This is a genomic window from Rhodothermaceae bacterium (assembly GCA_009838195.1).
Taxonomy (GTDB): Bacteria; Bacteroidota; Rhodothermia; order Rhodothermales; family Bin80; genus Bin80.
On record VXSC01000009.1, the window covers coordinates 1 to 2172 of the forward strand.

At 51.2% G+C, this 2172-nt stretch carries 1 protein-coding gene and 1 pseudogene (both cut by a window edge); both read right to left on the reverse strand.

What is annotated here, in order from left to right:
• Nucleotides 1–210 precede the first annotated feature (210 nt).
• Nucleotides 211–2172 carry the 3' portion of a T9SS type A sorting domain-containing protein gene (locus tag F4Y64_01960; protein ID MXX96364.1) on the reverse strand. 78 nt of this gene lie beyond the right edge of the window, so 1962 of the gene's 2040 nt are visible here — the last part of the coding sequence; the start codon falls outside the window, past its right edge; its stop codon occupies nucleotides 211–213.
• Nucleotides 2121–2172 (reverse strand): annotated as a pseudogene (locus F4Y64_01965) (fibronectin type III domain-containing protein) (it continues 1649 nt past the right edge of the window). The gene F4Y64_01960 and the pseudogene F4Y64_01965 overlap by 130 nt, the downstream one beginning before the upstream one ends.

Below are 2172 nucleotides of genomic sequence, written 5' to 3' on the forward strand. Positions count from 1 at the left end.
ACCCCTTCCGTGACATGGCGGTGACCTCTAACATCGTATCCAGTTCATCCCGTACATCCGGGCTGTAAAACGACAAATCAAACGAGCAGGTGCAAGAACACGTTCCCGAATTCACTTTCACCTGCTACACTTTGCCGGTTAGTCTGGCGCACAAACTTTGTTTTCAGACGAGTGTCCCTACAATGTGCGAGGATTTCATATATGCGGATGCTACTTTAGCAGTGTCATATACCCGATCTTCATTTGCAGGCTTCCGGATCCCTTCGCAATGACTTGGTACAGATAGGTGCCACTGGCTAGATTGGTTGTATTGAGAGTAATGCTTCGCTTGTAACCAGCCTCAAACTCTTTCACTGGCAGTACCATCAATTCGCGACCCAGTACATCCATCACCCGCAACATCACCCGCGCGTTCTCAGAAAGATCAAACTCGATCCGTGTAGAAGGATTGAATGGATTCGGATAGTTGCCATGCACCGTAAAGGACTCTGGCAACAATGCATTCTCGACAGATACCGGAGAAAATATCTCGATCGTGAACGATAGACTGTCAGAGGAACCGTTCACATCGGTTGCACGGTACTTGAAAGGCATCGGTGCCTGAGTGACTACCAATGGGGAGCCTGACAAAGCCCGTGTTTCCACATCAAAGCTCAGGCCTCGCGGGAGCCCAGGCATAAGTTCATACAAAATTGGGGCGACACCACCTGATGCATCTGGAAGGATCAGCGGATCCAAGAGTTGTCCGCGGGCAAAAGATTGATCAGTAATCATGATCTTGAACGCTACCGCCTCCACGACCTCAATCGTGAAGCTTAAATCGGTGGTCGTTCCCCCCTCATCTTTCGCCTGATAGATGTAGTTCGTCTCAGAGATCACTTCGGTTGGTGTTCCACTGATTGTGCGCATGGATGCATCAAAGGCAAGTCCTTCGGGCAATGCCGGAGCAAGCATGTAGGTATACGGCGGCGTACCACCATATGCCTCGGGCAGAACATACCAGGGGATGACCGTGTTCGTCGTATACACGTGAGATTCAGTCACTTCCCCAGTAAATTGCAGACCCGTTCCCCCCGTCGTAGCACTAACCACACCTGAGGACTCACTCTCACCGATTGCATTCAAGGCATAGATGCGATAGTGGCGAGTGGTTGCAGGTCTGAGCCCTCTATGGGTGTAGGTCGTCATTTCGACCGACTTGGTTTCTAGGTCTGTCCAAGAACCTGTCTTACCATCCCTCGAAACCTCAATTCGGTAGCCAGTGATCGGGGAGCCACCATTCTCCAGTGGCTCGTTCCACGACAGATTGATATCGGTTTTCCCAAACGGATCCGCAATCAGGTTAGTCGGTGCAGCTGGTACTGTGGCCTCACTTGTCGTAGCATTTGCGATATTGGAGGCACCGCTCTCACCAAACGAATTACTGGCATAGACCCGGTAATAGCGTGTCGTTTCAGCCTCAATCCTGTTGTGGGTATAAGTCGTCGTTAATGTGTCTTTATGAAGATCTTTCCAGCCCATATTTTCTTCTGGGGACACCTGAATCCGGTACCCGGTAATCGCTTCTCCTCCCGTACTGGCGGGTTCGGTCCAACTTAAATCAATGGTACTCGGGCCCGAAGCACTAGCCGTCAAACCGATGGGCGCATCCGGGGGTGGTATTAGTGTAGTTGTGGTGGCATTAACAACATTGGAAGCCCGACTTTCGAGCCCAAGGGCATTACTGGCATAAACCCGGTAATAGCGTGTCGTTCCAGGCTCAAGCCGTTCATCCGTATAGGTCGTTGATTGACCTGAATATAGATTGATCCAGCCCGTGTTTTCTTCTGGAGATGCCTCAAGCCGGTACTCGGTGATCGCTGCCCCTCCGGTATTGGCCGGTTCGGTCCAACTTAAATCAATGACATTCGGACCTGAGGCAGTAGCCATCAAACCAGTGGGAGCATCCGGAGCAGTTACCGACGTACTCGTCGTAGCATTTGCGGTATTGGAGGGATCGCTCTCACCGAATTGATTGCTCGCATAAACCCGGTAATAACGCGTCGTTCCTGCGATAAGCTCACTATGCGTGTAGGTTGTTGATGTACCTGTATGAAGATTGGTCCAACCTGTGTTCCCGTCTAGAGACACCTGAATCCGGTATCCGGTGATCGCTGATCCTCCGGTATTGGC